Here is a 25444-nt window from a genome sequence, read left to right as displayed (position 1 = left end):
TCTACCAGCGAAGGCGCGAGAACAGCGCCGACGCCCCCCAACCGGCAAGCGCCGCCATCAAGAGCGAGGCCAGCCCATAAAGCAGGGGCTGGTCATGCGCGGCATTGTAGATGAACCGCTCCAGCCCTGCCTTGCGCACCCAGATCGTGCGCTTCACGCTGTCCACGACCTTTCCATCGCGGGTCAGAAAGACGCGCACGGTGTAATTGCCCTCGACCAGCGCGGTTGGCAGCAGCACATCGGTGCGAAACAGCGTCTCCTCGGTCAGCGCGATGGTGTTCTCTTTGACCGAATAGAACCCCTCGGCCGTGCGAATGCGGCGGATCGCATCCAGAAAGGGCTGGCTGCGGGCATCGCCATCGCGCAGAATCCGGGGCAGGGTGATGCCCTGCATCAGATCCTCCTCGGGGCTGATCGCATCTTCCAGCGGGGCAGAGGTGGCCACGGCATAAAAGCTGGGCACCGCGCCGGGGCGGATACGGTCGGTGTTGATCCAGATGCCGCCAACGCGATCCTTGCGGCGCACCACCACCGGCAGATCCGGACCCGAAACCGTGATGATGACGCGCAGCGATCGCCCCGGCAGGATCGGCTCCTCACGCTTCACGGCACCATAGATCAGGATTTCGGACCCGGCATAATCGGCGGTGATCGAGACCGACGATTGCGACAGGCCCGCGACGATGGTTTCCGCCGCAAGCGGCAGGGGCATCACGGGCAGCGCCGTGACGGCCAGGGTTGCAAGCAAGGCGGCCCGAAGGGCGAATAGGCGCATCATGGCAGCCGCCCCGGCATGATCGAATAGAACTCGGCCGGTGTCAGGACCAGATCCATCGCCACCTTGAAGCAGACCAGCAGCACCAGCGCGGCCAATAGGATGCGCAATTGCTCGGCCTTCAGGCGCACCCCGAACCGGGCCCCGAACTGCGCCCCGATCACCCCGCCGACAATCAGCAGGAGCGCCAGCATGATATCAACGGTCTGGCTTGCCACGGCGTGCATGACGGTGGTGAAAGCGGTGGTGAAGATGATCTGGAACAGCGAGGTGCCGATGACGACCTTGGTCGGCATCCCCAGCAGGTAGATCATCGCGGGCACCATGATGAAGCCACCACCGACCCCCATCACCGCCGACAAAAAGCCGACAAAGGCCCCGATCGCCAGGGGCGGCAACACGCTGATGTAAAGCCCCGAGGCGCGGAACTTCATCTTGAACGGCATCCCATGCACCCAGGTATGGACATGGGCCCGCCGGATCACCACGCCACCGGCGCGACGTGCCCGCAACATGGAGCGCAGGCTTTCCTGCATCATCATGGCACCGACGACGCCGAGAAACATCACATAGGCCAATTGCACGAAGAGATCGACCTGACCCAGTGCGGTCAGCCGGGCAAAGACCCAGATGCCGATGCCGGAACCGAACAGCCCCCCGATCAGCAGCACCGCACCCATGCGGAAATCCACCGCCTTGCGCTTCAATTGCGCCATCACGCCAGAGATCGAGGAGGCCACGACCTGATTGGCCCCGGTCGCCACCGCCACGCCCGGTGGCACACCGATGAAGAACAGCAGCGGCGTGATCAGGAAGCCGCCACCCACACCGAACAGGCCGGACAGGAAGCCCACCAGCCCGCCAATGCCGATCAGGGCATAGGCATTGACCGAAACCTCGGCAATCGGGAGGTAGAGTTGCATGGCGCGGCTCGCATCGGTCTTTCGATGCCAGAGTCGCGGCATGGGCCGGGAAAGTCAAACCCGCAGACGTCACTTATCGGTGCTTTTGCGGCATTTCCGGCGCAATCTTGGGGGGCGAAAAAGACAGGGGGGCTGTCTGCGCTCAAGGCACTTGGGCACCTTCCCGCGGGGATAGTTGATGACTGAAAATGACGAGCCAGCCGTTGTCTTTTGCCCCTGAATGTCCTGATGGCGGATGGGACTGCCTTTTCGCGGCCTTGATGGAGGCATCGAAATGGCAGAGACCTATGTCGCAGACAGTTGCTTGGCGGGCAGCGTATGGGCGGGAAGCGGCGGCACCCGCCCGTGCGTTCAGAGGTTGCGCAGGAAGCGGCGCAGCACGCGTTCCAGCTTGGCCGCCCCCAAGGGGGCCATGGCCTTGGTGTGCTCGTGGCTGATCTTCTCGTCCGACATGCCCTGCGCCATATTGGTAATGGTCGAGATGGCGGCGACCCGCAGCCCGAGGAAGCGGGCCAGGATCACCTCGGGCACGGTGGACATGCCGACCGCATCCCCGCCCAGGATCTTGATGGCGCGAATCTCCGCCGGGGTTTCGAAACTTGGGCCGGAATACCAAGTGTAGACGCCCTCGGGCAGCGCCACACCCTCGGCCTCGGCTGCCGCGCGCAGATCCGCGCGCAGGGCCGGGTCATGGGCATCGCCCATCGGCACGAAACGCGCGTCCGTCCGTTCGCCGATCAGCGGGTTCAAGCCCGAGAAGTTGATGTGATCCGACAGCAGCATCAGATCGCCCGGCGGAATATCCGGGCGCAGCGATCCGGCGGCATTGGTCGCAATCAAAGCCTGGGCCCCAAGCGCCTTCAAGAGCTCCAGCGCCGGGCGCATCGCAGCCGGATTGCCGTTCTCATAGTAATGCTCACGCGCGCCGAAGACTGCGACGCGCACGCCTTCCAGATCGCCGATCACCAGATTGGGATTGTGGCCAGATACGCCCGCATGTGGAAAGCCGGGCAGATCACCATAGGGGATCGCCACGCCCTGCACGGCCTGCGCCAGATGGCCAAGGCCGGAGCCAAGGATCAGGCCAAGCCGCACGGGGGCCGCCCCGGCGCGGGCCTGGACCAAAGACAGCAGATCGGACATCTCAGCGTTCCTTCACATAGGGCTCGCCACCGGCGCGCGGCGGTATGGCCTTGCCAACCAGACCTGCCAGCACGATCACCGTCAGCACATAGGGCAGCGCGTCGAGCGCGGGCACCGGGATCTTCATCCCGAGATTCTCCAGCACGTCGGGGCGCAGCGCCAGCGACTGGAAGAAGCCGAACAGCAGACAGGCCCAAAGTGCGTGCCAAGGCCGCCATTTGGCAAAGATCAGGGCGGCCAGTGCGATATAGCCGCGCCCGGCGGTCATCTCGCGGCCAAAGCCTGCCTGCAAGCCAGTGGCCATATAGGCCCCCGCAAGACCACAAAGGACACCGGCGATCAGCACGGCGGCAAAGCGCATCCGGGCGACCGAGACACCGGCGGTATCGACCGAGGCCGGGTTTTCGCCCACTGCGCGCAGGCGCAGGCCAAAGCGCGTGCGATAGAGCAGCCACCATGTCGCGGGCACCAGCAAGAGGCCGACATAGACCAGCAGCGGGTGGCCCGAGATCACATCGGCATAGAACGGCCCCAGAAGCGGCACGCCGCGCAGGGTATCGGCCAATGGCAGGGTGATTTCCTGCATCCTTGCGCCGCCTTCCAGCGGGGGGGTGCGCCCGCCCTGATTGAACAGCGCCAGCGTGACCAGAATGGTGATGCCCGAGGCCACGAAGTTCAGCGCGACGCCGGAAATCAGCTGATTGCCGCGGAAGGTGATCGAGGCCAGGCCATGCACCAGCGCGAAGACCAGCGAGCCGCCGATCGCCGCCAGCACACCCAGCCAGACCGAGCCGGTCAGGAAGGCCACCGACCCCGCGCACATCGCGGCCATCAGCATCTTGCCCTCAAGCCCGATGTCGAAAATGCCCGCGCGTTCGGAGTAAAGCCCGGCCAAACAGGCAAACAGCAGCGGTGTCGCCAGACGCAGCGTGGTGTCGAGGATCTGGAGGAAGGTTGCGTAATCCATCGCCGTCTCCTCAAGCCTGACGCGGGCGGAAGACAAGGCCCAGCATCATCCGCACCATATGGTCCAGCGCGCCGGTGAACAGGATCACAAGGCCCTGCACGACGATGCGCAGCTCCATCGGGATCGTGGTCTCCAGCCCGAGCGCCGCACCACCTTGATAGAGAAAGCCGAACAGGATCGCGGCCATCACCACGCCCAGCGGGTGATTGCGCCCCATCAGCGCCACGGCGATGCCGATGAAGCCCGCCCCTTCGGCCGAGTTCTGCAACAGGCGACCGGCCTGACCCATCACATTGTTGATGGCCATTAGGCCCGCAAGCCCCCCGGAAATCAGCATGGTGATCATGGTGATCTTCACCGCCGAGATCCCGGCATAGCGCGCGGCCTTGTCGGATTTGCCAAAGGCCCGGATCATATAGCCCAACCGCGTATGCCAGAGCAGCACCCAGACCGCGACGCAGGCCAGAAGGGCAAGGAAGAAGCTGATATTGGCGGGCACCTTCTGATACATCGGGTTGCCCTGCGGATCGAGGCGCACCGCGCCCTCGGCGGTGTAGCGCAGGAACAGATCGCTGATCAGCGGCAATTCGTGGAATTTCGGCAGGGCGGTGGTGGCAGCAAAGCGCGCCGAGGCCGGGTCCATGCTGCCGGTCGGGCGCAGGAAATCCACCAAAATGTAGATCATCAGTGCAGCAGCAATATAGTTGAACATGATCGTGGTGATCACGATATGGCTGCCGCGTTTGGCCTGCAGATAGGCCGGGATCGCCGCCCAGGCCGCGCCGAACGCACTGGCCGCCAGCATGGCACCAACAAGGGCCAGCGTCCAATGCGGCCAGGGCAGGAAAAGGCAGCACAGCGCCACGCCAAGCCCGCCGATCTGTGCCTGACCTTCCGAGCCGATATTGAACAGGCCCGCATGATAGGCCACCGTCACCGACAGGCCGGTGAAAATAAAGGATGTGGCATAGTAAAGCGTGTATCCCCAGCCATAGGGGGTCATGATCGCGCCATTGACCATGACGCTGAGCGCCTGCATCGGGTCTTGCCCGATGGCCAGCAGCACCACGGCCGAGACCAGGGCGGCAAGGATCAGCGAAATCACGGGCACAAGAACCACATCGGCCCAGGTCGGCAATTTGGTCATTGGGCGCTCTCCCCGGCGATGCCGGCCATCATCAATCCCAGCTCGCGCTCATCGGTGGTCGCGGGATCGCGTTCCCCCATGATGCGGCCGTCAAACATCACGGCGACGCGGTCGGACAGGCTCATGATTTCGTCCAGCTCGACCGAGACCAGCAGAACGGCCTTGCCGGCATCGCGCAGCGCCACGATCTGCTTGTGGATGAATTCGATGGCGCCGATATCGACGCCGCGTGTCGGCTGCCCGATCAGCAGCAGGTCAGGATTGCGCTCGATCTCGCGCGCGACCACGATCTTTTGCTGGTTGCCACCGGAGAAGTTCTTGGCGGCAAGCGAAGGGATCGGCGGGCGCACGTCAAAGCGCGCCATCTTGGCCTCGCAATCGGCGCGCAGGGCGGCATTGTCCATCAGCAGCGCGTTCTTCTGGAATTCCGGCGCGTGGTGATAGCCGAAAGCCACATTCTCCCAGGCCGCGAAATCCATGATCAGGCCAAGCACCTGTCGGTCTTCGGGCACATGGGCGATGCCATCAGCGCGGCGGCTTTGGCCATCGGAATGACGCCCCGAGAGATCCAGCTCCACCCCGTTCATGCGGATCGTGCCGGTGCCGCGTTCGATGCCGCCCAGAACTTCCAGCAATTCGGATTGGCCGTTGCCCGCCACCCCGGCAATGCCAAGGATCTCGCCCGCACGGATTTGCAGGTTAACGCCACGCAGCCGCTCCACCCCCTGTTCGTCGGTGACGCGCAGGTTCTCGACCTCCAGAATGGTGCGGCCGGGCTGCGCCGGGGTCTTGTCGACGCGCAGCAATACCTTGCGGCCCACCATCAGCTCGGCCAGTTGTTCGGGGTTGGTTTCGGCGGTTTTCACCGTGGCCGTCATCTGGCCGCGCCGCATCACGCTGACGGTATCGGTGATTTCCATGATCTCGCGCAGCTTGTGGGTGATCAGGATGATGGTCTTGCCCTGATCCTTCAGCCCGCGCAGGATGCGGAACAGGTGATCGGCCTCGGCCGGGGTCAGCACGCCGGTCGGCTCATCCAGAATCAGGATATTGGCCTGACGATACAGCGCCTTCAGGATCTCGACGCGCTGCTGGTGGCCGACACTCAGATCCTCGATCACCGCATCGGGATCGACATCCAGCTCGTATTCGCGGGCAAGCTCCGCAAGGGTTTTGCGCGCCTTGGAGATCGAGGGCGCAAGCAAGGCCCCGTCTTCCGCGCCGAGAATGATGTTCTCAAGCACGGTGAAATTCTGCACCAGCTTGAAATGCTGGAAAACCATGCCGATGCCGGCGCGGATGGCGCTCTGGCTGTCGGGGATGGATGTGGCCTGACCATCGATCAGGATCTCGCCGCTATCGGCCTTGTAAAAGCCGTAGAGGATCGACATCAGCGTCGATTTCCCGGCGCCATTCTCGCCGATGATGCCATGGATCGAGCCCTTGGCGACCTGGATCGAGATGTCCTTGTTGGCCTGAACCGGACCGAAGGCCTTGGAGATGCCTTTCAGTTCGATGGCGAAGGGGGCGGCAGATACCTGCCGCCCCGGTTCAATTGCGCCTGCCATGGCGATCAGAACGATCCTGCCGGGCAGGTGTTGTCTGCCATGTAGTCATGCACCTTCAGCGCGCCCGACTTGATCTGTTCGGCAGCGGCATCGACCGTTGCTTTCATCTCGGGGGTGATGAGGGCGGCATTGTTGTCGTCCAGCGCGTAGCCCACGCCTTCGGTCGACAGATCCAGCGCCTGCGGGGTCATGTCCAGGGCCTCACCCGCCTTGAACGAGTTGTAGACCGCGACATCAACGCGTTTCAGCATCGAGGTCAGAACCTTGCCCGGATGCAGGTGGTTCTGGTTGCTGTCGACGCCGATGGACAGGATGCCTTCGTCAGCGGCGGCTTGCAGCACGCCGATGCCGGTGCCGCCGGCAGCCGCAAAGACCACGTCTGCGCCCTGGCCCTTCTGGGCCTTGGTCAGCTCGGCTCCCTTGACCGGATCATTCCAGGCGGCGGGGGTGGTGCCAGTCATGCTCAGGATGACCTTGGCATCCGGTTTCACCGCCTTCACGCCCTGGGCATAGCCACAGCCGAACTTGCGAATCAGCGGGATATCCATGCCGCCGATGAAACCAACTGTATCGGTTTTGGAGGCAAGGCCCGCCAGCATCCCGACCAGATACGACCCCTCATGCTCGGCAAAGCCGATCGACAGGACGTTCGGATGCGTCGCCGGGTCAACCCAGCCGTCGATGGTCACGAATTTGGTGTCGGGATAGTCGGGGGCCACGATGGCGATGGGGTCGGACATGCCGAAGCCAGTGGTCACAACCGGGTTGGCACCGGATTCGGCCAGCTGGCGCAGGGCCTGTTCGCGCTGCGCCTCGGACTGCATCTCCAGTTCCTTATAGGTGCCGCCGGTCTCTTCAGCCCATTTCTGCGCGCCGTTATAGGCGGCCTCGTTGAAGGATTTGTCGAATTTGCCGCCAAGATCGAAGATCACCGCCGGTTCGGCCGTTGCCATCGCCGAAGACAGCGCCAGCGTTGCCGCCGCGCCGAGCAGGGTTTTCGTCAGGGTCATGGAAATCTCCCGGTTTTCATTAAGTCTTTTACCGCCCGGCTTTATCCAGATCGGCGGGGCTCATGCAGGGATTAGGGCGGGATTGCCGCGGTCGGTCAAGATGGAATCGCGGCGGCGAGAGCAGCTGCTTGATCTTTCGATCAAATTTTCAACATCGCTTGGCCGGGCCGTTGCGTCAGCTTGCCGGGTGAAGCGGGCGCGCCATCACCAGCGCATCCACGCTCCGCCCGTCGGGATGGTGGTAATAGGCTTTACGCAAGCCGGTTTGCGCGAATCCCCGGGTCGCATAAAGCGCCTGAGCCGGGGCATTGTCAGCGGCGACCTCCAGAAAGGCGGTGGCCGCACCGCGCGCCCGTGCCGCATCCTCGAACCGCAGCAGCAGCTTGCGACCCAGCCCTTCGCGCCGCGCCTCGGGGGCGACAGCGACGGTCAGCAATTCGGCCTCATCTGCAATCGTGCGACCGATCAGAAAGCCGGTTGGTAACGCGGCCTCGCCCTCGATCAGCGTGAAATTCAGCGGGTCCTGCATCAGCCCCGCAATCTCTGCCGCGCTCCAGGGCCGGGGCGTGGTGAAGCAGCGGGCGTGCAGGTCGGCCAAGGCCGTGGCCAGACTGGTGGTCACGGCAGGATGACCGGCGGGGGATCGGCGGGCGGGGCGGCATCGGCGCTGCGCAGATAGAAGGGCGCGGGCGCAGCCCCCGGCGCGCGTGCGGCGGCAATGCGGGCAATCGCCTCGGCGATGGGATAGGCGGGGGCAAGCCCATCGGCAAAGCCCGATCCGCTGCGATGGGGGGCGGGGGGCAGATCGGCCAGAGCCATCAACCGCGCGGCCTCATAGCCATTCAGATCGAAACCCTGCACATAGACCTCACCCCGCCTTGCATCCTCGGCCAGCAACAGCGGGCGGGGCAGGCCATGGGCCAGCGCTTCCAGCCGGGTGACCCCGATGGCAGGGATGTTCAGCCCAAGCGCCAATCCGCGCGCGGCGGCGACCGAAAGCCGCACCCCGGTAAAGTTGCCCGGGCCGGTGCCGACGCCGATCCGGGTCAGGTCGCGCCAGTGAAGCCCCGCATCGGCCAGCAGGTCTTCCAGCAGCGGCAAAAGGCGTTCTGCCTGGCCCTTTTCCATTGCCTCCAGCCGGTTCAGCACTGACCCGTCCGGCAAAAGCAAAGCGGCCGCGCAATGCGCGGCCGATGTGTCAAAGCCGAGAACCGTTTCAGGCGGCAACAGGGCGCACCTCAAGCACTTCGGGGATATAGTGGCGCAGCAGGTTCTCGATCCCCATTTTCAACGTCAGGGTCGAGGAGGGGCAGCCCGCGCAGGCCCCTTGCATATGCAGATAGACCACGCCGCGGTCAAAGCCGTGGAAGGTGATGTCGCCACCATCCTGCGCCACGGCAGGACGCACGCGGGTATCGAGCAATTCCTTGATCTGACGCACGATATCGGTGTCTTCCACCGCGTGGTTGTCAGCATGGCCGGAACCTGCCTCGCCCTGCATCACAGGCGCGCCGGATTGGTAATGTTCCATGATCGCGCCCAGAATACCGGGCTTCACATGGTCCCACAGGGTCGCCTCTGCTTTGGTCACCGTCACGAAGTCAGAGCCGAAGAACACGCCCTGAATACCGGGAACCGCGAAGATGCGGCTGGCAAGCGGGCTGGTCTTTGCGGCCTCGGCGCTCGGGAAATCGGCGGTGCCGATGGCCAGAACATCCCGTCCGGGCAGGAATTTCAGCGTGGCCGGGTTCGGCGTGGATTCGGTCTGGATGAACATGGCTTTTCTCCGACAGCTCCCGTCGGATATGCGCTTCGGGGGGCCTCAAGTCAAGGTTGCGGGGCAAATCCTGCCCCGCATCGGCGTGGGGCCGGATCGGGCGTCAGTCGCGCGCCCAATAGCCAAACATCTGTTCGATCGCATCCAGATCGCGCAGGTTGCGGGTCAGCGTTTCGGGCGTGAAATAGGCCAGCGTCTCGTCCACAATCGGTTGCGGGGCGGGGATGGCCTCGGATCTGCGGGGTTTCACGGCGCGCAGGAACATCGGATCTGCCTTTCGATAGGGTCATTTCCTCTCCACGCAAAAGTATATGCTGCATTGCAGCGTGGGGCCAGCCTTGATGGCGCAAGTCGCCTATGCGCCCGGCGCAAGCCCGGCCCCGGCTTGCAATCGGCGCTGCAGGCGTTTCAGCATCAGCCGGACGATCAGGCGGTGTGCCGGGGCAACCGGGATCATATAGGCCCGCCCGAAGGTATTATGGGTGATGACAGAGGCGGTGATCGAGAGCTGCCGCCCCAGGGTTTCGCCCATGGTCTCGATAGAGATCATCACATCCAGATGGCGGTCGCGGGCGGTCAGGACCAGTTCATGCTCGGTGCTGCCCTCGACCAGAAAGAAATCCAGCCGGTCGCCCGGCGCGACCTGCGTGACACGCTGCCCGGAAAATCCGCCGATCCGGGCCACGCCAAAGCGCGCGGAAATCGCATCGCGGATGCGGAAGGCCAGCGCCATGCCGGGCAGGGGATCGGCCATGATCGCATTCCATGCCGCGAGGGGCGACATCGGGCAGGGCAGGGGGACCGCCTGCCGGTCGAAATAGGCGAGGCCCTCGCGCGGCGCGACCAGCGTTGTCATGTGGCGGGCAAACCGGCGGCATCCAGGGCTGCGGCGCAATGCAGCGCCACGGTGTCAAACACCGGCAGCGGGCAGTTGCCGGTATCCAGCAACATGCCGACCTCTGTGCAGCCAAGGATCAGGCAATCGGCCCCGGCGTCGCGCAGCCGCTCTACGATCGCGATATAGGCCGCGCGCGAGGGATCAAGCACCAGATCACGGCACAACTCCTCATAGATGATGCGATGGGTCTGCGCGCGGTCCTCGGGGCCCGGGATCACCGGATCAAGCCCCGCCGCGCGCAGCCGGTCGGTGTAGAAGGCCTGTTCCATCGTGAAGGCGGTGGCCATCAAAGCCGGGCGGCGATGGCCCGCGCGATGGATCGCCGCCGCCGTCGCATCGGCGATATGAACCAGCGCCAGGTCGGTCCCCGCCGTCATCGGTTCAGCCAGCTTGTGCATGGTGTTGGTGGCCAGCAGCAGGATCTCGGCCCCGCCCGCCTGCAAGGCGCGCGCCTCGTAGTTCAGGATGCGGCCCAGACCATCCCAATCACCTTGCGCCTGCGCGGCGGCAATGGGCGCAAAATCCAGGCTGCGGATCAGCAGTTGCGGCCCATGTAACCCGCCCAGCCGGTCACGCACCATATCGCATAGCAGCCGGTAATAGATCTGGGTGGAGGCCGCAGACATGCCGCCCAGGATGCCGATGGTCTTCATGCGTGCCATCCCGAATGATCGATCAGGTGATCGCCTCCAGCCGTTCCTTCGACATGTCGCCCGGCACAATCGTGATCGGGATCGGCAGGGTGCCGGAATTGCGGCTGAGCGTGGTAACCAGCGGGCCGGGGCCGGATTTTTCGGTGCCAGCCCCCAGCACCAGCACGCCGATCTCGTGATCTTCGCGCACCTGTGCCAGAATCTCGGTGGCGGGATCGCCTTCGCGGATCACCAGTTCCGGGTTCACACCCTGTTTGTCGCGCATCCATTTCGCGAAAACCTCGAAATGCGCCTCGATCCGTTCGCGGGCCTCGGCGCGCATCAGATCGGCCACGCCCAGCCAATGACGGAATTCCTCGGGCGGGATGATCGACAGGATCTGCACCCCGGCACCAGTATGGGCCGCACGCAAGGCGGCGTAGCGCATCGCATTGAGGCATTCGCGGCTGTCATCCAGCACCACCAGAAACTTGCGCATGTCGATCACTCCTGTCGGGATTGATGATGGACCGGCGCGGGGCGGCTTGTCCAGCGCCCAAGTGGCCGCAGGTCAGGCGTGCTGCGCAGCGGGCTTGCAATATTCTGACTTAAATTGTAAGAAATGCCGCAAGTCGAGCCGTCGCCAGACCTTTACGCAGCCTTCAGGGGGACGTGTTATGGGACGGATGCAATCGGTGGCGGCCAGCGTGGACAGCCTTGGCCTTGATGCGACCGAAGAGGCGATGCTGACGGTGCTGCGGCATTTTCTGACCAGCTTTGCCAAGCCGGAGTCGCAGGCCTGGATCATGGCATTTGGCCTTGCCGGGGAACGCTGGGGGCTCAGCGATGGGGCGCGGATGGCGCAGGGGATGCTGGGCGTCTTGCAGGCGGTGATGGCCTGTCGCCGGATGCCGATCCGGTTTTCCGATCCGATGTGCCCGCGCTGCCGCGAAAAGGTGACGGCGGATGAAGCGGCGTTTCTGCTGATGCTGCATTCCATGCGCCGCGACAAAACGCAGGCCGCGCGTCTGGCGCTGGCCGATCTGACCGACGGGCAAATGGACGCGGCGGTGATGCGTGCCGGGTTGTCATTGGCCGGGCGCTTCCCGGTGACCGAAGGGCTGACACGCGATGATGCGCCTTTTGGCGGTGCCATCAATGTGGTGCGTCTGCACTAGCCCCCGGGTAGGTTCCGTTCATTTGACGAGAATGGGCCTTTGGGCGGAAAGCCTGCACCGCGCGTCGCCCGACCGGGACGCGCGGTTTTTTTGTCTCTAGCGGATCTCGCCGCGCATCATCGCCCGGTGTAGCGCAAGCGAGGGCACGAAGAACAACAGCCAGCCGGTGGTCAGGAAGACCAGCAGAAGCCCTGGAAACCACAACACGCAGAACACCACGCCAATCGTGCCGGCCACGCGCGAGGCCTTGGCGGCAGGCATCAGACGGCGCAGCCAGATGCGGATCAGCTTGCCACCATCCAGCGGTTGTACCGGCACCATGTTGTAGCAGAACAGAAACAGGTTCAGCATGGCGAAGAAGCCAAGCCATGGGATCAGGGACATCGCGGTCGGCACCCATTCAGGATCGCCCAACCCCTTGTGATACAGCCATTTCACCGCAATTGCGCAAATCGCCCAAAGCGCCAGATTGACGATGGGGCCCATGGCGACCACCAATTCTTCGCTGGCTTCCGGCCCACGTTCATGTTCGCACCAGCCGCCCCCGGCATGGATCACGATCCCCTTCACGCGCAGGCCCTGCACACGCGCGCCCCAGGCGTGACCCAACTCGTGCAGATAGACCGCGATGAACAGGGCGCTGAAGATGATCGCGGTATTGAGCAGCCCGCCGCCCTGGATCACCGAGAAGGTGACCATCATCAGGAACAGCAGGCCCGCCGACTGGCGCACCTCGACCGGCACGCCAAAGATGCCGCGGAACGTGAAAAGATTGGCTTCCAAACGGTATCCGCCCCGGATCAGAGCATCCGGGCCGGCGCGCTATGCGCCCAGTCCAGATACAGGCTGCGGATATGGTCGGTCATCTTGCGGCTGGGGTAGCTCACATCGTCAAAGCGCGACACCGACGTCACCTTGGAGAAGTTGCCCGAAAGGAACACCTCATCCGCCGCCTCGAAATCGGCGAAGGTCAGCACCGCCTCGCGCACTTCGATGCCATCGGCGCGCAGATTGGCGATATGGCGCGCCCGCGTCAGGCCCGACAGGAAGGTGCCATTGGCGATGGGGGTGAAGACCACGCCATCCTTCACCAGAAAGACATTGGCGGTGGCGCTTTCGGCGACATTGCCCATGGCATCCGCCACCAGCGCATTGCCAAAGCCCTTGGCCTTGGCCTCGACCAGCATCCGGGCATTATTGGGGTAAAGGCAGCCAGCCTTGGCATTGCAGACCGCATCCTCCAGCACGGGGCGGCGGAACCGGGTGCGGGTCAGCGTGGTGCTGGCCTCGGCGGGGGCCATCGGGACCGCCTCAAGGCACAGCGCGAACTGGCTGGAGCCTTCCAACGGCGCGATGCCCAGATCGGAGCCGTCAATCGCCCAATACATCGGGCGGATATAGACGGCCTTGGTCTTGCCATAAGGTTTCAAGCCCTCGCGCGCGATGTCCAGCATGGCCTCGGGCGTCATGGTCGGCGTGATCATCAGCGCCTCGGCCGAGCGGTTGACCCGCGCAAGGTGCTGATCCAGATCCGGTGCCACGCCGTCGAAAAGGCGCGCGCCATCGAACACCGAAGACCCCTGCCAGATGCCATGATCGGCGGCGCGCATCACCGGGATATCGCCGTCGTGCCAAGCGCCATTGAACCATGTGCGGATATCGCTGCCGAATGCCATGCAAGTCGCCTTTGTCCTGAGCCGCAGGCCGCCCTGCGGCCTTTGCGGCGACTAAATCATCCGGCGCGGCGAAGGTCCAGCCATCGCCCGGACCCCAGGCCGATTTCCAGCGCGCGTCAGGCGCAGGCGGCGCGCCAAGCGGCTGGTGTCATGCCGCGCGCCTTGCGGAAGGCCCGCGTCAGGTGTGACTGATGGGCAAAGCCGCAATCCAGCGCCACCTGTGCCAAGGGCTGACCGGCCAGGATCAGTGCCTCGGCCCGGCTGATGCGCAGCCGCTCGACCCAGACCTGTGGCGTCAGGCCGGTCGCGCGGCGGAAGGCGCGGTGAAAGTGAAACTCTGACAGGCCCGCAAGGGCGGCCAGATCCGACAGGCGATGGGGCGCGTCCGGGGCCGTCATCACCGCCTTGCGCAACCGCCGCAGCGTGGCAGGGGGCAAGCCGCCCTGATGCGGCACGCCCGCCTTCAGCCCGTTCCAGCCTGGGCCGGTCAGCAGGTGGTGCAGCAGATCCTGCAAGCCGATCCGTGCCGATTGCGGATCGTTTTGCCCGGCAAGCCCCGCCAGCCGTGCCTGCAAGCCCGCATCCGCGGCATAGGTCACTTCGGGCAGCGCGACACGATCAGGGTTGATCTCCAGCGCCTCGGCGGCGAAGGCGCGCAGGGCGGCGTCGGGAATGTATAGGTGCAGGAAGGCAAATTCGCCCTCGATCTGCCAATCCGAATGCGCGCCTTGCGGCATCAGGGTCAGCGCACCGGGAAAGCCCGCGCCCGAGGCCGGGCGGTCAGCCCGGCGCGAGGCGGTGCCGTTCTCGGTGTAAAGGCTCAGAACATGGCACTGGCTGTTTTCATAGCGCACCCGGTCGCGCAGGTTCGACCATCGCGCAAGGCCGAACCCCTCGCCCAGATCGCGGCAGGCGATCAGGCGGGCATTGGACTGGCTGAGACGGTCAAAGACAGAGGCACGGAACATGGCCCGATCCTAGCAGGCACCCGTGCCGCCGCAATCGGGTGATGTGATGAAATGGCTAGGGTCGCGGGACGGCATCGACGCAAAAGGGCAAGATCCTGCAAGGCGGAGCCTTGCTGCGATGACCCCAATGCCGGAATAGCCTTTCATTGTTGCGATCTGCAAGGAAGGGGGGCGTCAGGGCGCTCAACCATGGAGGCCCGCCATCGGGTTAGGCTGCCCGAAATGAGGGATCAAGAGAACCGCAAGATCGTGCAAGCCGGTCTGCCCGCCGCGTGCAAGAATGGGACATCATGCTGAACCTTGCCCTTTTCCTTGTCACCGTCCTGATCTGGGGCACCACCTGGATCGCCATCGCCTTTCAGCTTGGCCCCGTGCCAGTGCTGGTGGCCGTCTTTCACCGCTTCGCGCTGGCCGCATTGCTGATGCTGCCGGGGCTCTGGCTGTTGCGCAAGCTGACGCCGGTGCGGCTGGTGGAGCATCGCTTCATCATCCTGCAGGGCCTGTGCCTGTTCTCGATGAACTTCATCTGCTTTTACAATGCGACGCGGTTCATCCCTTCGGGCCTGGTTTCGGTGATCTTTTCGCTGGCCACGATCTATAACGCGGTGAATGCGCGGATCATCTTTGGTGATGGTATCCGGCCCCGCGCGCTGCTGGCCACCGCGCTTGGGGCGGCCGGGCTGATCTGCCTGTTTGCGCCGGAACTGACCGGGCATGAGGTGAATGCCGATGTGCTGAAAGGGATCGGTCTTGCGGCCCTTGGCACGCTGTTTTTCTCCTTCGGCAATATGGTGTCGCGGCGCAATTCGGCGGCAGGCATTCCGCCGCTGACCGCGAATGCCTGGGGCATGGGCTATGGCGCGCTGATCCTGCTGGCGATCATCTGGGCGACGGGCACGCAATTCATGTGGCCGCCGGTCACCGAAGGGGGCGGGCGCTACCTCTGGGCGCTGATCTATCTGTCCGTCATCGGCTCCATCATCGGTTTCACTACCTATCTGATGCTGGTGCAGCGCATGGGAACCGGACGCGCGGCCTATGCGACAGTGATGTTTCCGGTGATCGCGTTGATGGCCTCGGCCATCTGGGAAGGGTTCGTTTGGACGCCGCTTGCCATCTTCGGCCTTGCCCTGACCCTGCTGGGCAATGCGGTGATGTTCGCGCCGTCCCGCCGCACATGACCGCGCCGGATGTAAAAATGGGGGCCGGATGCAGAAAAAGGGGGCAGATCCTGCCCCCTTTGCCGTCATCGCGTTTGCCTGTGAAACCTTAGTCTGCCTCGGCCATCAGAGCGTGCAGATCCAGCCGGTCAGAGGTCATCTTCAGATTGCCTGACGCATCGCGTGGCCAATCGGCCGGATCGCGGTCGCGGTAAAGCTCTACCCCGTTGCCATCGGGATCGCGCAAATAGATCGCCTCGCTGACCCCGTGATCGGAGGCACCCTCCAGCGGATACCCGGCATTGACGATGCGTTTCAGTGCAGAACCCAGGCTTTTGCGGTCGGGGAACAGGATCGCGGTGTGATAAAGCCCTGTCGTGCCCGGGGCCGGGGGCTTGCCGCCCTTCGATTCCCAGGTGTTCAGTGCGATATGGTGGTGATAGCCGCCCGCGGACAGGAATACGGCCTGCGATCCATATCGCTGGGTGATCTCAAACCCGAGAATCCCCTGATAGAAGGCAAGGCCGCGATCGATATCGGCGACCTTGAGATGGACATGGCCGATGCGGGTTTCGGCGGGAAGGACCGGCGTGCTCATGATAACGGTTCCTGACAGATGCGTTGCAATGAGATTTAGCAGCGCCGGGGCCTGCCGATAAGGCAAAGCCGCGCACAGAACATGCGCGGCCATGCGTGGGGTGGTGTCAGCGGCTGCGCATCTGCGCGATCAGGTGGCGCAGGCCGCCGGGGCTGACCAGAAAGCTGAGCGCGAAGCCGGTCAGAAACCCGATCAGTTCCGCGATCCACCACGGGCCGGTGCCGAACAGCAGCCCGAACAGCAGCTGCACCCCCATCAGGAAGGCGATCATGGTGAAGGCGCGATATTGCATCGACCCCGATCCGCGCAGCCGTGTCCACATCAGCCAGGTAAAGGCCCCGATCAGCCCGTAATTGCCCGGGTAGCCACCAAACAGCGGCACCTCGATGAAGGGCAGGGCGGAAAAGCCCACCGCCGCCACGATGGAGGACAGGAAGAACACCGCCAGCACCGCCCACCAGCGGAAGACCTCGCCCACGATCTTGCCAAGGGCCAGCAGGATCACCACGACGAAAATCGCCTGCGTGGTCGATCCCTGCACGAAGGGATAGGTCACGAACCGCATCAGCCCCTCCAGCGGCCAGACCCGGTTCTCAAACATCCAGCGGGTCAGTTCGGGGGCCACCGCGAAACGCTGCACCGCATCCAGCCGCCAGCCGACCGCGCTTGGATCGCCAACCAGCCCGGCCGCGCCCAAGGCCAGCACCGCCTCCATCGCGATGATGGGCAGCGCCAGCAGCCAGACCACAGGCGGCAGCGGATTGAGCGGAGAGACGTTCTGGTCAGGGTGCATCGGGGGCTCGTTTCATTGACGGTGCTTCGGGCGGAAGGTAAGCCGAAGCTCCACCCTTTTCCAGACGGAGACATCCATGTCCGAGCCGGTCCAAACGCCTCAGACCTTTCCCACCCGCATCTTCTCGGGGATCCAACCCTCGGGGGGGATGACGCTGGGGAATTACCTTGGCGCGCTGAAACGCTTTGCCGAGATCCAGAACAAGGGCGCAGAGACGATCTATTGCGTCGTCGACCTGCACGCCATCACCGTCTGGCAAGACCCCGAGGCGCTGCGGCGCCAGACCCGCGAGATCGCGGCGGCCTTCATTGCATCGGGCGTCGATCCGTCGCGCTCCATCCTGTTCAATCAGAGCCAGGTGACGGCACATGCAGAGCTTGCATGGCTGTTCAACTGCGTGGCGCGCATCGGCTGGATGTATCGCATGACGCAGTTCAAGGACAAATCCGGCAAGAATGCCGAAAATTCCAGCCTTGGCCTGCTGGCATATCCGTCGCTGATGGCTGCCGATATTCTGGCCTATAAGGCCACGCATGTGCCGGTGGGCGAGGATCAGAAGCAGCATCTTGAACTGACCCGCGATATCGCGATCAAGTTCAACCATGATTACAAGGTGCCGTTCTTCCCGGTGACCGAGCCGCTGATCGAAGGGGCCGCGACCAAGGTGATGAGCCTGCGGGACGGATCGAAGAAGATGTCGAAATCCGACCCTTCAGATCAAAGCCGCATCAATCTGACCGATGATGCCGACACCATCGCCGCCAAGATTCGCAAGGCCAAGACCGATGCCGAGCCGCTGCCCGAAAGCCTGGACGGGCTGAAGGACCGCCCCGAGGCGCGCAATCTGGTGAACATCTTCGCAGCCCTGTCCGGCCAGACGCCCGAGGCCGTGGTGACCGAGTTCGCCGGTGCCCAGTTCGGCAGCTTCAAGCCGCGTCTGGCAGAGCTGGCGGTGGAAAAGCTCGCACCGATCACCGCCGAGATGAACCGTCTGATGGCGGACCCGGGCGAGATCGACCGCATTCTGGGTGACGGTGCCAATCGCGCCGCCGCCATCGCGCAGCCGATCCTTGCGGAAGCGCAGCAGATCATGGGTCTGATCCGGTCGCGGTGACGAAAGAAGGGCAGGGGCCGCATCATTGGCCCCGCCTGTCTTGGGGCGACAAGAGCAGGATGTCACCGAATCTTCGCATTTATCGGTTAGCTGATAGCTGTCGCCGCTGACGCAATCCTGTCCCCAAGACTTCTTCGTGCAGTGGCGAAAGAGCGATACCCCGGTCCGGAGCCCCTCCCGGATCGGGTTTTTTCTTTGCCAGAGACGGCCTCAGGCGGCAGGTGGCCCACGGCGCATGGCAGATTTGAACTCTGACAGGCGGAAGGCGCCGATCAGTGTGCCGCTAGAGAAATAGGCAAAGATCCCGCCGAAGACGAGCCCGGTCAGGGCCAGCCAGCGCCAGCGCGCGGCGTCAAGTGCGGGGCCAAGCGCCACGGTCAGGGCCCAAAGCACCGCAGACATGGCCAGACAGGCGACAAGGATGCGCCAGAAACGCGATTTCAGCCGCGTGTCGAAATGCGCGGCCTCATCCATCTTGCGTGCGCCGCGCCACAACTGCCAGACCATGATCCAGGCGGAGACGGTGGTGGCGAGTGCTGCGGCGGCAAAGCCGATCACCGGCATCATGCCGATGGCAAAGCCTGCATTGATCACCATCGACCAGACGGCAAAGCGGAACGGGCTGCGCGTATCCTCACGCGCGTAGTAAAGCGGTTGCAGCACCTTGTGCAGCACGAATGCGGGCAGGCCCATGCCATAGATCGCCAATGCCAGCGCGGTATTGGCGGTGTCATCGGGGCCGAAGGCACCGCGCTGGAACAGCACCTGCACCAGTGGCATCGCGATGACCACCAGCGCAAAGGCGGCGGGCAGGGTCAGCGCCAGGGCAAATTCGGTGCCGCGGTTCAGTGCCTCGCGCCCGCCCAGGCTGTCGCCCGCGCGCAGGCGCCGGGACAGTTCGGGCAGCAGCGCGGTGCCGATGGCGATGCCCACCACGCCCAGCGGCAGTTGATACAGCCGGTCGGCATAGGACAGCCATGAAATCGCGCCGGTGGTGCCCGATGCGACCTGCCGCGAGACGATCAGGTTGATCTGCACCACGCCCCCGGCCAGAAGCGCGGGGCCTGCGATGACCATCAGCCGCCGCAGATCGGGGGTGAAACGCGGCAGGCGCAGGCGGGGCGCAAAGCCCGCATGGCTTGCTGCCCACCATGTCCAGGCCAGTTGCGCCACGCCGGTGACCGGCACGGTCCAGGCCAGCGTCAACCCCATATCCCAGCCCCGCCAGCCCGCCAGTGCCATGGCGGCGATGAAGATCAGGTTCAAGAGCACCGGCACAAAGCCCGCCTCGGCAAAGCGGCCATGCGCGTTCAACACGCCCGACAGCAGCGCAAAGAGCGAGATGAAGAAGATATAGACAAAGGTGATGCGGCCATATTCCACCGCCAGATCAAAGCGGGCATCGCCCACAAAGCCCGAGGCCATGGCCCAGACCAGCCATGGCATGGCAATGGTGCCGATCAGGGTGAAGACGATCAGCACGCTGGCCAGACCCGAAAACGCATCCTGCGCAAAATCACGGGCATCCTCGCCCGCTTCCAGCTTCTTGGCGTAAAGCGGCACGAAGGCCTGATTGAACGCGCCCTCGGCAAAGAAGCGGCGGAACATATTGGGCAGAGAAAACGCCACGTTGAAGGCATCCGCCACGGGGCCTGCGCCCAGATAGGAAGCCATCATCATGTCGCGCGCGAAGCCCGCCCCGCGCGACAGCAGGGTCCAGCCGCCCAGGGTGACGACATTGCGGATCAGGTTTCTGCTCATCTCGCCCTCAGGACTGCGCGCGTTCCGTGCCTTCGGTGATCGCCTGACGCAGCTTTTTCTCCAGCGCGTCCTGCCGCGATTTGGTGTGCAGTTTCAAGCCGAACATGTCCTTCACATAGAAGGCATCGACCACCTGCGCGCCATAGGTCGCGATCACCGCACTGGCGATGTAAATATTATTCGCCGCCAGCGTCCGGGTCAGATCGTAAAGCAGGCCGGGCCGGTCGCGGGTATCGACCTCGACAATGGTGTAGATCTCGGACCCTTCATTGTCGAAGGCGATATGGGTGGGAAAGCGGAACTCGCGCTCGCGCTTTTTCACCTTGTCGCGGTCGGCCAGGGCCTGACGCGGTTTCACCTCGCCGCGCAGCGTCTTGTCGATCATCTGCTGCAGGCGCGGCAGTTTCGACACTTCATAGGGGTGGCCATCCGCATCCTGCACCCAGAATACCGCCGTGGCATACCCATCCTTGGAGGTATAGGTGCGGGCATCGACCACATTGGCACCGACCAGTGCCAGGGCCCCGGCAAGCCGCGAGAAGATGCCGGGGTGATCGGCCAGCGCGAAACAGGCCCGCGTCGCATCGCGCGCCGGATCGGGATGCAGGTCGATGCGGATCTCGTCATCGCGCAGATCGCGCAGCAGGCGCGCGAAGGTCGCCTGCGTTTCGGTCATCAACCCTTGCCAATAGGGCGCGTAGTGACGGGAAAGTTCGGTGCGCAGATCCTTCGGATCCCAATCGGCCAAGGTCTCGCGCAGCATCCGCTTGGCTTCATTCTCGCGCCGCTCGCGGTTGACGTTTTCCAGCCCGTTTTCCAGCGCCTCGGCGGTGAAATGGTAAAGCTGGCGGATCAGCTGTGCCTTCCAGTTGTTCCAGGTGCCCGGGCCCACACCACGAATGTCGCAGACCGTCAGGGCCGTCAGCAGATCAAGCCGCTTCTTGGTCTTCACCGCCTTGGCAAAGTCGCGCACGGTGCGTGGATCGCCGATATCGCGCTTTTGCGCCATGTCGGACATCAGAAGATGATAGCGGATCAGCCATTCGACCGTCTCGCTTTCGTCGTCATTCAGGCCAAGGCGGGGGGCCACCCGGCGAGAGATCTGCGCGCCAAGGATCGAATGGTCCTCGGGCCGCCCCTTGCCGATATCATGCAGCAGCAGCGCCACATAAAGCACCCGGCGGTTTACACCCGCCTCAAGGATGCCGGAGGTCAGCGGCAATTCCTCGATCAACTCGCCCCGTTCGATCTGGGCGAGGGTGGAGACGCATTGGATGATATGTTCGTCCACCGTGTAATGGTGATAGACGTTGAACTGCATCATCGCGACGATGGGCTCAAATTCCGGGATGAAGCTGCCCAACATTCCCAACTCGTTCATCCGCCGCAGCGAGCGTTCCGGGTTGCCGTGTTTCAGCAGCAGATCAAGGAAGATGCGTTGCGCCTCGGGGTCTTCGCGCATGTCGTCATCGATCAGATGCAGATTGGCCGCGACCAGCCGCATCACATTGGGGTGCAGCAGATAGCCGGTGCGCAGCGCCTCTTCAAAGACCCGCAGCAGGTTCAGCTTGTCGGACAGGAACTTGCGGGGATCTGCGACGTCGATCCGGCCCTGCACCACCTTGAAGCCGGGCAGCACCTTCTTCTTGCGGCGGAACATGCCGATCAGGCTGGCCTCGGGCTTGGCATGGCGGGCCTCGAGCTGGGTCAAGAAGACCCGTGTCAGCTCTCCCACGCGGGTGGCGTGGCGGAAATAATCCTGCATGAAGACCTCGACCGCGCGGCGACCGCCGCTGTCGTGATAGCCCATGCGCGCCGCCACCTCGACCTGAAGGTCGAAGGTCAGCTGGTCCATGGCACGTTTGCAGATGTAGTGCAGATGGCAGCGCACCGCCCAAAGAAAGTTCTCGGCCCGGTTGAAGGTCGCGAATTCCTCCTGCGTGAACAGGCCCGCCGTGACCAGCCCCGCCGGATCATTCACCCGGTGCAGGTATTTGCCGATCCAATAGAGCGTCTGCAGATCGCGCAGGCCGCCTTTGCCTTCCTTCACATTGGGTTCCAGCACATAGCGTTGGCCGCCCTGTCGTTTGTGCCGGTCGGCGCGTTCCTTCAGCTTGGCCTCGATAAATTCCGATCCGCTGCCGCGGAACAGTTCGGTCCAGAGCGTGTCATCCATATCGCGGGCAATCGCGACCTCACCGGCGATGAAGCGGCTTTCCAGCAGGGCGGTGCGGATGGTGATGTCCTCGCGCGCCAGGCGGACGCAATCGGGGATGGTGCGCGAGCTGTGCCCGACCTTCAGCTTCAGATCCCACAGCATATAAAGCATGGTCTCGATCACGCTTTCGGCCCAGGGCGTGATCTTCCATGGTGTCAGGAACAGCAGATCCACATCGGAAAATGGTGCCATCTCGGCCCGGCCATAACCACCCACCGCCAGCACCGACAGGCGCTCGGCCTCGGTCGGATTGGCCAGCGGGTGAAAATGCTGGCGCGCAAGGTCGAAGGTGACGGTGACCAGCCCATCGGTCAGATAACTTTGCGCGCGGGTCAGCGCACGCGCCTCCAGCGGGCGCTCGGAAAAGGCCTCGGTCAGCGCCGCCGTGGCCTCCGACCGGGCGCGGGCCAGCTCGCGCACCGCGATGGCGCGGCCATTGCGCGCATCCGGTTCGGAGGCGATGGCGGCAAGGATGGTGGCATAAACGGCACGGGGGTCGATGATCTCGACCCCCGGCAGCAACATGTCCTGTGAAGAGATCGCAGCGCGATGCAGCACGCCTTGCTCCTGTTATCCGGCTCAGAACCCGGCGCCGCTGAAGCTGCGCGGCGCGGGATCGAGGATGGAAAGCTGGTTGTTCTGGATGGTGGCCACGGCCAGACCGCGCTCATTGGTGCCATCGGGCCGCAGGCGGAAGATACCGTTCACGCCGACAAAGCCCGAGCCTTGCGTCAGCGAGGCGGTGGACAGCGGCGCATTGCCGCGCTTCATCAGCGCGCCGATGGCGGCGATCCCGTCATAGGCAAGGCCGGAAATCGGATGCGGCGGTTCGCCATAGGCGGCCTGATAGCGCGACTGGAACTGCTGGAACAGGGCAGGGTCAGGCATGGCGAACCAGCCGCCCTGCACACCGGGCAGGGCCAGCGTGGCCGATGGAATATCCCAGCGGGTCAGGCCGATGAAGGCGGTGGAAGGCGGCGTCAGGCCGTTGTCGCGCAGCAACTGGGTGATCAGCGGCAGGGCGGCGTCGGTGGTTGCCGTCAACAACACGGCCTGCGCATTGGCGTTGCGGGCTGCGGCCGCAATACCAGGCGCGGCAGCGATAATGCCGTTTTGCGAAACCTCATAGCTTTGCACCCCGGCAACCTGACCGCCATTGGCGGTCAAGGCGCGCTGCATGGCATTGCTGCCCAACTGGCCTGCAAGATTCTGGTCATGCACGATCATGACACGGCCCTTGCCCTGACGCACCGCATAACGTGCCAGACGGTCTGCGGTGTTCTGGAAGGTCGGCCCGAGCACGAAGACATTGCCGCCCGCGATCTCGGTATTGTTCGAGAAGGACAGGACATTGATGCCCTGACCTGCCAGCGCCACGCCAACGGCGTTAGCCTCATGCGCGTAAACCGGGCCCAGCACGATCTTTGCCCCCTCGGACACGGCCTTGACCGCCTGCGACTGCGCCTGTGCCGGGTTGCCCGCCGTCGGATAGACCCGCAGATCGATGCGGCTGCCGCCCAGATCGGAGATGGCAAGGCGGGCCGCGTTTTGCAGGCCGCGTGCCAAAAGTTCGTCACTGGCCTGGCCCGAGCCCGAGGGCACGAGCAGCGCAACCTGAACGGCCTCGCCCGCGCCCAGCTTGGTGCCTCCCCCGGAGGGGCCGGCGGCCGGAACACAGGCAGACAGAGCAAGGGCACCAAAGGCGGCGGCGACGCGCCCGAAGCGCAAATTGGCCAGCGACTTGCGGGCCTTGGCGAAAACGGCGAACATTAGGGGTTCCTCACTCAAGGTCGGCGGGCAATCCGTCGGAGAATACGCGGCAAGGGGAGCGAAGTAAACGCGACAGGCAGGGGGAAAAACACCATGGGCGGAACCGGACATATGGTGGTGCGGCTGGAACCCGGGCTGCACCTGATCGCAACGCCCATCGGGGCTGCCCGGGATATCACCTTGCGGGCGCTGGATATCCTGGCCTCCGCCGATGTGCTGGCGGCGGAAGACACCCGCACCCTGCGCCATCTGATGGAGATCCACGGCATTCCCTTGGGCAATCGGCCGCTTGTCGCCTATCACGACCATAATGGCGCTCAGGCCGGACCGCGCCTGCTGGCCGCGCTGGCGGAGGGCAAATCGGTGGCCTATGCTTCCGAGGCGGGCACGCCGCTGGTCTCCGACCCGGGCTATCAGCTTGCGCGCGATGCCATCGCCCATGGGCTGACCGTGCGTGCAGCGCCCGGCCCCTCGGCGGCCTTGGCCGCGCTGATGGTGTCTGGTCTGCCCTCGGACCGCTTCCTGTTCGTGGGCTTTCCCCCATCTTCAGGTGGCGCAAGGCAGAGCTTCCTGGAGGGCATCGCCCGCGCGGATGCCACGGTGATTCTTTATGAAAGCCCGAAACGCATTCACCGTTTGTTAGATGAATTGGGGCAATTTGTGGAAGGGACGCGGAAGATGACGCTCTGCCGCGAACTGACCAAACGATTCGAGGAAAACCTGCATGGCACCCTGCAGGATTTGATCGGGATGCTGGCGGATCGTGAGGTGAAGGGGGAACTGGTTCTGTTGGTCGACCGTGCGCCCGCGCAGGTTGCAGGGGAGGACGAGATTGATCTTGCGCTGCGGCAGGCGCTGAAGGCGCATCGTGTGAAGGAGGCGGCGGCAATGATCGCCGGGGCATTTGGTGTGCCGAAGCGGGATGTATATCAACGCGCTCTGACGCTGTCAGAGCACATGGCGGGAGAGGCGGATGCGGCAGGAGACGGGAAGGCTGGCCTATGAGGCGGGCCGGGCGGCGGAAGGCGCCGTAGAACGTATCTATGCGCGGGCGGGGCGGCAGATCATTGCTCGGCGCTGGCGTGGGCCGGCGGGCGAGATTGATCTGGTTGCACGCGACGGGGCCGAAATCATCTTCATCGAGGTGAAGGCCAGCCGGACCCATGCCGAGGCCGCGCAACATCTGTCTGCACAACAGATGGGGCGTATCTATCGCTCCGCCAGCGCCTTTCTGGCGGGTGAACCGCTGGGACAGCTGACGCCTGTCCGATTTGACGTGGCGCTGGTCAACGGTGCCGGAGAGATCGAGATTCTCGAAAACGCCTTCGCCGCCTGATTGCATCCCCGCGCCTGGTCGGGCAGGAAGGG

General features: G+C 64.1%; 27 protein-coding genes. 5 read left to right on the top strand and 22 right to left on the bottom strand.

The features are described from left to right. Position 1: 1 nt before the first annotated feature. From GBJ34_RS02810 to GBJ34_RS02750, 14 genes are all read right to left on the bottom strand, one after another. Positions 2-778 (bottom strand): TIGR02186 family protein, encoded by a 777-nt coding sequence (locus GBJ34_RS02810; protein ID WP_404811392.1) that lies wholly within the window; start codon positions 776-778, stop codon positions 2-4. Beyond that, entirely contained in the window at positions 775-1698 is a 924-nt protein-coding gene (locus GBJ34_RS02805; RefSeq protein ID WP_151717736.1) for a sulfite exporter TauE/SafE family protein, read from the bottom strand. The genes GBJ34_RS02810 and GBJ34_RS02805 overlap by 4 nt, the downstream gene beginning before the upstream one ends. Positions 1699-2049: 351 nt before the next feature. Continuing rightward, entirely contained in the window at positions 2050-2841 is a 792-nt protein-coding gene (locus GBJ34_RS02800) for a purine-nucleoside phosphorylase (RefSeq protein WP_151717735.1), read from the bottom strand. Between the two features lies 1 nt (position 2842). Continuing rightward, positions 2843-3808, bottom strand: coding sequence for an ABC transporter permease (locus GBJ34_RS02795; RefSeq protein WP_151717734.1), 966 nt, complete (start codon positions 3806-3808; stop codon positions 2843-2845). Positions 3809-3818: 10 nt separating this feature from the next. Beyond that, the gene (locus GBJ34_RS02790) at positions 3819-4955 is read right to left on the bottom strand and encodes an ABC transporter permease (RefSeq protein WP_151717733.1); all 1137 of its coding nucleotides are present in this window, start codon (positions 4953-4955) and stop codon (positions 3819-3821) included. Further along, on the bottom strand, positions 4952-6523 hold the full coding sequence (locus GBJ34_RS02785) for an ABC transporter ATP-binding protein (protein WP_151717732.1): 1572 nt from the start codon (positions 6521-6523) through the stop codon (positions 4952-4954). The genes GBJ34_RS02790 and GBJ34_RS02785 overlap by 4 nt, the downstream gene beginning before the upstream one ends. A gap of 5 nt (positions 6524-6528) precedes the next feature. Beyond that, positions 6529-7533 (bottom strand): BMP family lipoprotein, encoded by a 1005-nt coding sequence (locus GBJ34_RS02780; RefSeq protein ID WP_151717731.1) that lies wholly within the window; start codon positions 7531-7533, stop codon positions 6529-6531. A gap of 175 nt (positions 7534-7708) precedes the next feature. Then, positions 7709-8155: a ribosomal protein S18-alanine N-acetyltransferase gene (gene rimI / locus GBJ34_RS02775; RefSeq protein WP_151717730.1), complete on the bottom strand. Its 447-nt coding sequence runs from the start codon at positions 8153-8155 to the stop codon at positions 7709-7711. After that, positions 8152-8763 (bottom strand): tRNA (adenosine(37)-N6)-threonylcarbamoyltransferase complex dimerization subunit type 1 TsaB, encoded by a 612-nt coding sequence (gene tsaB, locus GBJ34_RS02770; protein WP_404811396.1) that lies wholly within the window; start codon positions 8761-8763, stop codon positions 8152-8154. Before tsaB ends, rimI begins: the two co-directional genes overlap by 4 nt. Continuing rightward, positions 8750-9310 (bottom strand): NifU family protein, encoded by a 561-nt coding sequence (locus tag GBJ34_RS02765; RefSeq protein ID WP_151717728.1) that lies wholly within the window; start codon positions 9308-9310, stop codon positions 8750-8752. Before GBJ34_RS02765 ends, tsaB begins: the two co-directional genes overlap by 14 nt. A 103-nt stretch (positions 9311-9413) precedes the next feature. After that, positions 9414-9575 carry a hypothetical protein gene (locus tag GBJ34_RS20445; RefSeq protein WP_192931105.1) on the bottom strand — a complete coding sequence of 54 codons (162 nt, stop codon included), beginning with the start codon at positions 9573-9575 and terminating at the stop codon, positions 9414-9416. A gap of 90 nt (positions 9576-9665) precedes the next feature. Then, the gene (locus tag GBJ34_RS02760) at positions 9666-10166 is read right to left on the bottom strand and encodes a DUF2867 domain-containing protein (protein ID WP_151717727.1); all 501 of its coding nucleotides are present in this window, start codon (positions 10164-10166) and stop codon (positions 9666-9668) included. Further along, positions 10163-10861: an aspartate/glutamate racemase family protein gene (locus GBJ34_RS02755; protein WP_151717726.1), complete on the bottom strand. Its 699-nt coding sequence runs from the start codon at positions 10859-10861 to the stop codon at positions 10163-10165. The genes GBJ34_RS02760 and GBJ34_RS02755 overlap by 4 nt, the downstream gene beginning before the upstream one ends. A 22-nt stretch (positions 10862-10883) precedes the next feature. Continuing rightward, positions 10884-11339: a universal stress protein gene (locus GBJ34_RS02750; RefSeq protein ID WP_151717725.1), complete on the bottom strand. Its 456-nt coding sequence runs from the start codon at positions 11337-11339 to the stop codon at positions 10884-10886. A 178-nt stretch (positions 11340-11517) separates the two neighbouring features. Between GBJ34_RS02750 and GBJ34_RS02745 the strand changes: the two genes are divergently transcribed. Next, the gene (locus tag GBJ34_RS02745) at positions 11518-12018 is read left to right on the top strand and encodes a hypothetical protein (RefSeq protein ID WP_151717724.1); all 501 of its coding nucleotides are present in this window, start codon (positions 11518-11520) and stop codon (positions 12016-12018) included. A 96-nt stretch (positions 12019-12114) separates the two neighbouring features. Here GBJ34_RS02745 and GBJ34_RS02740 read toward each other — a convergent pair whose 3' ends face one another. From GBJ34_RS02740 to GBJ34_RS02730, 3 genes are all read right to left on the bottom strand, one after another. Beyond that, entirely contained in the window at positions 12115-12801 is a 687-nt protein-coding gene (locus tag GBJ34_RS02740; protein ID WP_151717723.1) for a site-2 protease family protein, read from the bottom strand. Positions 12802-12818: 17 nt separating this feature from the next. Then, complete coding sequence (locus GBJ34_RS02735) at positions 12819-13694, bottom strand: branched-chain amino acid aminotransferase (protein ID WP_151717722.1); 876 nt, start codon at positions 13692-13694, stop codon at positions 12819-12821. A 116-nt stretch (positions 13695-13810) separates the two neighbouring features. Next, a complete protein-coding gene (locus tag GBJ34_RS02730; RefSeq protein WP_151717721.1) occupies positions 13811-14662 on the bottom strand; it encodes a helix-turn-helix transcriptional regulator in 852 nt (283 codons plus the stop codon). Positions 14663-14952: 290 nt separating this feature from the next. Here GBJ34_RS02730 and GBJ34_RS02725 point away from each other — a divergent pair, with 290 nt between their 5' ends. Continuing rightward, positions 14953-15843: a DMT family transporter gene (locus GBJ34_RS02725; RefSeq protein WP_151717720.1), complete on the top strand. Its 891-nt coding sequence runs from the start codon at positions 14953-14955 to the stop codon at positions 15841-15843. Positions 15844-15931: 88 nt separating this feature from the next. On the opposite strand, the gene GBJ34_RS02720 is transcribed toward GBJ34_RS02725, so the two are convergent. Then, positions 15932-16420: a VOC family protein gene (locus GBJ34_RS02720; RefSeq protein WP_151717719.1), complete on the bottom strand. Its 489-nt coding sequence runs from the start codon at positions 16418-16420 to the stop codon at positions 15932-15934. Between the two features lie 106 nt (positions 16421-16526). Next, positions 16527-17213, bottom strand: coding sequence for a rhomboid family intramembrane serine protease (locus GBJ34_RS02715; protein WP_151717718.1), 687 nt, complete (start codon positions 17211-17213; stop codon positions 16527-16529). Between the two features lie 76 nt (positions 17214-17289). On the opposite strand from GBJ34_RS02715, the gene trpS reads away from it, so the two are divergent. Then, complete coding sequence (trpS, locus tag GBJ34_RS02710) at positions 17290-18327, top strand: tryptophan--tRNA ligase (protein ID WP_151717717.1); 1038 nt, start codon at positions 17290-17292, stop codon at positions 18325-18327. A 210-nt stretch (positions 18328-18537) separates the two neighbouring features. Here the strand turns inward: trpS and murJ are convergent, their stop codons facing one another. Genes murJ through GBJ34_RS02695 form a run of 3 tightly spaced genes read right to left on the bottom strand, consistent with a single transcriptional unit; the run spans position 18538 to position 24076 of the window. Next, positions 18538-20088: a murein biosynthesis integral membrane protein MurJ gene (gene murJ / locus GBJ34_RS02705; protein ID WP_151717716.1), complete on the bottom strand. Its 1551-nt coding sequence runs from the start codon at positions 20086-20088 to the stop codon at positions 18538-18540. A 7-nt stretch (positions 20089-20095) separates the two neighbouring features. Further along, entirely contained in the window at positions 20096-22831 is a 2736-nt protein-coding gene (locus GBJ34_RS02700; RefSeq protein ID WP_151717968.1) for a [protein-PII] uridylyltransferase, read from the bottom strand. 54 nt (positions 22832-22885) lie between these two features. After that, positions 22886-24076: a penicillin-binding protein activator gene (locus GBJ34_RS02695; protein WP_151717715.1), complete on the bottom strand. Its 1191-nt coding sequence runs from the start codon at positions 24074-24076 to the stop codon at positions 22886-22888. A 93-nt stretch (positions 24077-24169) separates the two neighbouring features. On the opposite strand from GBJ34_RS02695, the gene rsmI reads away from it, so the two are divergent. Together rsmI and GBJ34_RS02685 are read left to right on the top strand one after the other, a co-directional pair. Then, complete coding sequence (gene rsmI, locus GBJ34_RS02690; RefSeq protein ID WP_151717714.1) at positions 24170-25081, top strand: 16S rRNA (cytidine(1402)-2'-O)-methyltransferase; 912 nt, start codon at positions 24170-24172, stop codon at positions 25079-25081. Further along, positions 25050-25412, top strand: coding sequence for a YraN family protein (locus GBJ34_RS02685; protein WP_151717713.1), 363 nt, complete (start codon positions 25050-25052; stop codon positions 25410-25412). The genes rsmI and GBJ34_RS02685 overlap by 32 nt, the downstream gene beginning before the upstream one ends. Positions 25413-25444: the final 32 nt, after the last annotated feature.

Source organism: Gemmobacter serpentinus (assembly GCF_008973825.1).
In the GTDB taxonomy this organism is placed as follows: domain Bacteria; phylum Pseudomonadota; class Alphaproteobacteria; order Rhodobacterales; family Rhodobacteraceae; genus Gemmobacter; species Gemmobacter serpentinus.
Note: the sequence above shows the minus strand (reverse complement) of the source record. Positions and strands in the feature narration are given on the sequence as shown.